Source organism: Caulobacter sp. GW821-FHT10A06, assembly GCF_059415805.1.
Genome location: NZ_JBWKNY010000004.1, coordinates 711,675 through 717,842, shown reverse-complemented (window position 1 = coordinate 717,842; position 6,168 = coordinate 711,675). Strand labels below are relative to the sequence as shown.

Below are 6,168 nucleotides of genomic sequence, written 5' to 3'. Positions count from 1 at the left end.
ATCGCGGCCTCGGGCCAGGAGCAGGCCACCGGCCTCAACCAGGTCAACGCCGCCGTCAACCAGATGGACCAGACCGTTCAGCAGAACGCCGCCATGGTCGAGCAATCGACCGCCGCCTCGCACGCCCTGAAGGGCGAGGCCGGCAATCTGATGCAGATGATCTCGAAGTTCCGCGTCGGGGCCTCCAGCGGTGCGGCCAGCGCCTCGGCGCCCCGCCGCTCGGCCCCGCGTCCGTCGGTTCCGGCTCCGTCGCGTCCGGCCGCCTCGGCCAGCAAGGCTCCGTCGCTGGCCACCCAGGCCCACCGTCCGGGCGCCAACCCGGTCGCCGCCGCCCAGGCCAAACTGGCCAAGGCCGTCGGCGCGAGCGACGACTGGGAAGAATTCTGAGTTTTAGTGCGCGTACCGCCCCGCATTTAGGGGCGTTCCTCCCCTCGAAAGCGTCTGGCCCCGTCCCTCTAGGCGGGGCCTTTTTCGTGGGCGGTTTTTCGGAACCGGCAGCGCTTGGCGACGCTGCACCTTACGCAGCTCACTGACGGACCAAGCCGTGCCCCGCCTCGCCAAAGCCCTTGCCGTCCCTTCGCGCTCGGCCCTGTCGTTCGGCTCGAGCGTGGTCGACTGGCTGACCCTGGGCGTCCTGGGCGCGGCGACCGTCGCCCTGGCGATCACCTCGCGGCGCGCCAAGTCCGACCAGGTCGAGCGCCTGGAGCCCGGCAGCCAGGCCAGCCGATCGGCCGATCCGGACGAGGCCGTCCGCGAACCCGATCGTGGCCGTCACGCCGACACGCCGCGCGAGATTCCCGTGCGCGGCTGGAAGGACATCCTCCACCGCACCGTCAAGGAGTTCCGCGACGACAATGTCGCGCTGGTCGCGGCGGGCATGACCTTCTACGCCGTGCTCGCTTTCTTCCCCGGCCTCACCGCCTTCGTCGCGCTGTACGGCCTGTTCGCCAACGTGGCCGACGCCCGTCAGCAGCTGGACGCCCTGGCCGGGGTGCTGCCGGCCGACACCGTGCGGTTCATCGGCGACGAGATGATCCGGGTCGCCGGGGCCCAGTCCAGCGGGCTGACCTGGACCGCCGTGGTCAGCCTGCTGGTCGCCCTGTGGAGCGCCAACGGCGCGGCCAAGGCCTGCTTCCTGGGCCTCAACATCGCCTATGAGGAAACCGAGAAGCGCAACTTCCTGCGCCTGACCGCCACGACCCTGGCCTTCACCCTGGGCCTGCTGGCCGTGGTGGTGCTGAGCCTGGCGGTAAACCTCGCGCCGGAGCTGGGCTGGACGCGCTGGCCGGCGCTGGTCGCCTCCGTCGCCGTCGGCGTGGCCCTGCTCTATCGCTACGGCCCCAGCCGCGACCCGGCCAAATGGCGGTGGGTCAGCTGGGGCGCGGGCCTGACGACGTTGGTCTGGATCCTGGGCTCGATCGGCTTTTCGCTCTACCTGTCGCGCTTCGCACATTACGATCGCGCCTATGGCCCCCTGGGCGCGGTGATCGGCTTCATGATGTGGACCTATGTGTCATCGCTGATCCTCCTGGCCGGGGCAGAGCTCAACGCCGAGCTGGAGCACCAGACCGTCCGCGACACGACGACCGGCGCGGATCTGCCGATGGGCGCGCGCGGCGCCCAGATGGCCGACACGGTCGGCGCGGCGCAGTAGAGTGCAGCCGGACCTCTTCGCGCCGCAGCCACCGCCCGACCTGCCTGAAGGCCTGCGCTACCGGGCTGACCTGATCACAGCGGATGAAGAACGCGACCTGGTCGCCCGGTTCGAGACCTTGCCGTTCAAGCCGTTCGAGTTCCGGGGCTATACCGGCCATCGCCAGGTCGTGTCGTTTGGCTGGCGCTACGACTTCGGCCGCCGCAGCCTGGATCCCGCCACGCAGATCCCGGACTTCCTGCTGCCGCTGAGGGAGACGGTCGCCGCCTTCACCGGCCATGCGCCGGAGGCCTTCGTTCAGGCGCTGGTGTCACTGTACGAGCCCGGTGCGGCGATCGGCTGGCATCGCGATCGGCCGGAGTTCGGCGCGGTGGCGGGCGTGTCGCTGCTGACGCCCTGCAAGTTCCGCTTTCGCCGTCAGGCCGGCCCGGGCTGGGACCGTCGCGCGTTCGAGGCCGCGCCCCGCTCGGCCTATCTGCTGTCTGGCCCGTCGCGGACCGATTGGGAGCACAGCATCCCGCCGCTGGAGGCGCGGCGCTATTCGGTGACGTTCAGGACGCTGGCTTAGCGGGCCGGACCGCTCTGGCGGACCTGGGTGCTGACAGGACAGCCGTCCACCATCCGGATGACCGTGTGATGCAGCAGCGCGGCGGGCATGCGATTGAGCGGCTCGCCGCGGGCGATGGCGTCCTCGCGCGCCTTGATCGCCCGCTGGCGACACTCTAGCGGCGAGCGGGCATCGACCGCACGATTGAACGAGGGCTTGTGCGCCGCCGGGGGCGCTGTTGGCGCGGCCGGAGCGGCTGGAGCAGCCTGGATGGTCGTGGCCAGCAGGAGAGCAGACAAAAACATGGCGGGGCTCCGTTTCCGAAACCCCGCCACTCTACGTCCGATTGACCGGACGCCAACATTAACGATCGGACAGAAACGAGCCGCTTACGCCTGCATGGTCCAGCCTTCGACGCCCATCGACGCCTGACGGAAGGCTTCCGAGCGGGTCGGGTGCGGGTGGCAGGTGCGGGCGACGTCTTCCGACGAACCGCCGAACTCCATGGCCACGCAGATCTCGGCGATCATGTCGCCGACGTTGGGACCCACGGCGTGGGCGCCCAGGATGCGGTCGGTCTTGGCGTCGGCCAGCACCTTCACGAAGCCGTCGGTCTCGTGGTTGATCTTGGCGCGGCTGTTGGCCAGGAACGGGAACTTGCCGACCTTATAGGCGACGCCCGCGGCCTTCAGCTCGTCCTCGGTCTTACCGACCGTGGCGACTTCCGGCTTGGTGTAGATCACGCCCGGAATGATGTCGTAGTTCATGTGGCCGGCCTTGCCCGCGATCAGCTCGATGCAGGCCACGGCCTCGTCCTCGGCCTTGTGGGCCAGCATCGGACCCGAGGTCACGTCGCCGATCACCCAGATGCCGTCGACGCCGGTCTTGTAGTGGTCGTTGGCGATGACGCCGCGCTTGTCCGGCGTGATGCCGACGCTCTCAAGGCCCAGGCCTTGGGTGAACGGGCGACGGCCGATGGCGACCAGCACGTAGTCGGCTTCGATCGTCACGGCGTCGCCGCCGGCGACCGGCTCGTGGGTCAGCTTCACGCCCTTGGCCGAAGCCACGGCGCCGGTAACCTTGGCGCCCAGCGAGAACTTGAAGCCCTGCTTGGTCAGGATCTTCTGGAAGGCGGTGGCGACTTCGGTGTCGGTGCCCGGGACGATGCGGTCCAGATATTCGACGACGGTGACTTCAGCGCCCAGGCGCTTCCACACCGAGCCGAGCTCCAGGCCGATGACGCCGGCGCCGACGACGATCAGCGACTTGGGCACTTCCGGCAACGACAGGGCGCCGGTCGAGTCGACGATGCGGTTGTTGTCGATCGTCACGCCCGGCAGCGGGGTCGGCTCCGAGCCCGTGGCGATGACGATGTTCTTGGTCTCGAGCACGGTTTCCGAACCGTCCTCGGCCTTGACCACGACCTTGCCGGGTCCGTCGATGCGGCCCCAGCCCTTCACGTAGTCGACCTTATTCTTCTTCATCAGGAACTCGACGCCCTTGGTCAGGGCTTCGACGCTCTCGGCCTTCTGGGCCATCATCTGCGCGAGGTTCAGCTTCGGCTTGACCTCGATGCCCAGCTTGGCGAACTCGCCGCCGGCCGCGGCTTCGTAATATTCCGAGGCGTGCAGCAGGGCCTTCGAGGGCATGCAGCCGACGTTCAGGCAGGTGCCGCCCAGCTTGCCGCGGCCTTCGACGATCGCGGTCTTCAGACCCAGCTGACCGGCGCGCGTGGCCGCGTTGTAGCCACCGGGACCACCACCGATGATGACGACGTCGTACTGAGCCATGGGTCTTCGCCTTCAGGACGCGCCGGAAGCGGCGCCGGACAAAATATGGGGCCTCGCCGGCCATATTGTCAGACCTCTGGAGGCGGGAGTTCCTTAGAGGGAAGCAGGCCAAAACGGAACCCGCTTTCGACGCACCGGCCCTTGAAAATCAAGGAGAATGGCTGGTTCGTTCAAACGGCTTCCCCCGCGCGCGCGACGCAGCCTAACCTCCGGCCGTTCCCGGGGGAGACCATATCGCCGTGTTGAAGTTCGCCGTCCTGGCCCTGGCGCTCGCCAGCGCGCCCGTCGCCGCGTCCGCCCAGGCTCCGGAAGGGACGCCTATCGTCATCGGCCAGTCGCTGACCATGGAGTCGAAGATCCTCGGCCAGACCCGGCGGATCAACGTCCACCTGCCGGCCAGCTACGCCAAGTCGGGCAAGACCTATCCGGTGCTGTACCTGATGGACGGCGGCGAGAAGGAGGACTTCCCGCACATCGCCGGCCTGGCCCAGCTGGGCGAGCTGTCCTGGACCTATCGCGAGATGATCGTGGTCGGCATCGAGGGCATCGACCGCCGCCACGACCTGACCCACCCGACCAGCGTGGCCAAGGAGAAGGCCGACTATCCGACCACCGGCGGCTCGGACGCCTATCGCCGGTTCCTCGCCGAGGAGCTGAAGCCCTGGGTCACCGCCCGCTATCGGGCTAGCGGCGAGAGCGCCATCATCGGCGAGAGCCTGGCCGGGCTGTTCGTGGTCGAGACCCTGCTGAAACAACCGACCCTGTTCGACGCCTACATCGCCGCCAGCCCCAGCCTGTGGTGGAGCGACCAGGCCCTGGCGCGCGGCGCGGCGGCCGACATCGCCAAGTGGCCAGCGCTGGGTCAGCGCAAGCTGTACCTGACCATCGGCGACGAAGGCACGACCATGCAGGAGGGCGTCGACAAGGTGGTCGCCGCGATCGGCGCGGCCAAGCCGGCGGGCCTGACCCTGGTCTACGACCCGATGCACCAGGAGCACCACAGCACCGTCTACCATCCGGCGGCTCTGAAGGCCTTCCGCAGCGTCTGGCCGGGGCCACGCCCCGAAGGAAACTAAGCTTCGCCACAAGACGGACACCGGTCCGCCTGGAGAGCGCCACGCGGTCGTGGCGTCATATCAGCATGACCTCGCGTGTCCGCCTTTTCGCCGCCTTCGCCGCCCTGGCCCTGACCATCGGCGTCCCGCTCGCCGCCCCGGCCAAGAGCCACGAGATCCCGATCGCCAGCGACAAGGCGGGCGACACCCTGGCGGTGCTCTATTCGGGCGATGGCGGCTGGGGCGCGCTGGACCAGAAGGTCGCCCGCCACCTGGCCGACAACGGCGTGCCGACGATCGGCGTCAACTCGCTGACCTATTTCCGCACCCGGCGCTCGCCCGACGGCGCGGCCCAGGACCTGGCCGACGCCCTGCGCGCCTATGAAGGCCAATGGGGTCGCCAGAAGGTGGTGCTGATCGGCTACTCGTTCGGCGCCGACGCCCTGCCGGCCATCCTGCCCCAGCTGCCCGCCGAACTGCGCGCCCAGGTCAGCCACATCGTGCTGATCGGCACGGGGCCAAGCGGTGACCTGCAGTTCCATCCCGTGAGCTGGCTGAACCTGGCCACGCGCGACTCCTTCCCCGTCCGCCCGGCCATCGCCGCGATCAAGGACGTGAAGATCACCTGCGTCTACGGCGACAAGGAAAAAGCCGACATCTGCCCCGACCTGCCCGATGCGGAAGTCGCCAAGGTCCGCCTGCCGGGTGGGCACCACTTCAACGGCGACTATGCGGCGCTGGGTGAGGCGGTGCTGCGGGCCAGCCGTTAGAGCGGCGCGGGCAGGTCGTACGCCGCCGCTAGCCACCGCGTGATCGGGCGGGCGTCGCTGAGGAAGCTCAGGCCATTGGCGGCCTGGATCTCGCCGTGCGGGCCGGCGTCGGGCGCGGCCTGGCTGAGGATCAGGGTCGGGGCGTTCTGGTGGTCTTCGCCCAGGCGGTCGACCAGGCCCGAACGCGGACGGGCGTAGTCGACGCGGACGATGTCGAGGACGTCGCGCAGCTGCGGATAGGCGGCCAGATAGCCTTCCATCATCGCGCAGTCGGGGCAGAAGCGCTGCTGGCCTTCTTTGTCGAAGCCCATCGGCAGCAGGTAGAGCGTGTGCTTGGTCACGACGGCCTCCG

The 6,168-nt window shown here is 68.9% G+C and carries 7 protein-coding genes and 1 pseudogene; 5 read left to right on the top strand and 3 right to left on the bottom strand.

The window, feature by feature from the left end; translation table 11 throughout:
* The 3 genes and pseudogenes from AC07NF_RS14980 to AC07NF_RS14970 all read left to right on the top strand — a co-directional run.
* A pseudogene (locus AC07NF_RS14980) lies at window positions 1-387 on the top strand (methyl-accepting chemotaxis protein); the annotation flags it as partial.
* Window positions 388-544: 157 nt separating this feature from the next.
* Window positions 545-1,654, top strand: coding sequence for a YihY/virulence factor BrkB family protein (locus AC07NF_RS14975; RefSeq protein WP_494627077.1), 1,110 nt, complete (start codon window positions 545-547; stop codon window positions 1,652-1,654).
* 1 nt (window position 1,655) lies between these two features.
* Window positions 1,656-2,222 (top strand): alpha-ketoglutarate-dependent dioxygenase AlkB, encoded by a 567-nt coding sequence (locus AC07NF_RS14970; RefSeq protein ID WP_494627075.1) that lies wholly within the window; start codon window positions 1,656-1,658, stop codon window positions 2,220-2,222.
* On the opposite strand, the gene AC07NF_RS14965 is transcribed toward AC07NF_RS14970, so the two are convergent.
* Both AC07NF_RS14965 and lpdA read right to left on the bottom strand, forming a co-directional pair.
* Entirely contained in the window at window positions 2,219-2,506 is a 288-nt protein-coding gene (locus AC07NF_RS14965) for a hypothetical protein (protein WP_494627073.1), read from the bottom strand. The genes AC07NF_RS14970 and AC07NF_RS14965 overlap by 4 nt on opposite strands.
* An 84-nt stretch (window positions 2,507-2,590) precedes the next feature.
* Window positions 2,591-3,991: a dihydrolipoyl dehydrogenase gene (gene lpdA, locus AC07NF_RS14960; RefSeq protein ID WP_494627071.1), complete on the bottom strand. Its 1,401-nt coding sequence runs from the start codon at window positions 3,989-3,991 to the stop codon at window positions 2,591-2,593.
* Window positions 3,992-4,230: 239 nt separating this feature from the next.
* Here lpdA and AC07NF_RS14955 point away from each other — a divergent pair, with 239 nt between their 5' ends.
* Both AC07NF_RS14955 and AC07NF_RS14950 read left to right on the top strand, forming a co-directional pair.
* Window positions 4,231-5,067, top strand: a complete 837-nt coding sequence (locus tag AC07NF_RS14955; RefSeq protein ID WP_494627069.1) for an alpha/beta hydrolase — start codon at window positions 4,231-4,233, stop codon at window positions 5,065-5,067.
* A gap of 65 nt (window positions 5,068-5,132) precedes the next feature.
* Window positions 5,133-5,816 carry an AcvB/VirJ family lysyl-phosphatidylglycerol hydrolase gene (locus AC07NF_RS14950; protein WP_494627067.1) on the top strand — a complete coding sequence of 228 codons (684 nt, stop codon included), beginning with the start codon at window positions 5,133-5,135 and terminating at the stop codon, window positions 5,814-5,816.
* Here the strand turns inward: AC07NF_RS14950 and AC07NF_RS14945 are convergent.
* Window positions 5,813-6,157, bottom strand: a complete 345-nt coding sequence (locus AC07NF_RS14945; RefSeq protein ID WP_494627065.1) for a DUF3088 family protein — start codon at window positions 6,155-6,157, stop codon at window positions 5,813-5,815. The two genes, AC07NF_RS14950 and AC07NF_RS14945, sit on opposite strands and share 4 nt — an antisense overlap.
* Window positions 6,158-6,168: the final 11 nt, after the last annotated feature.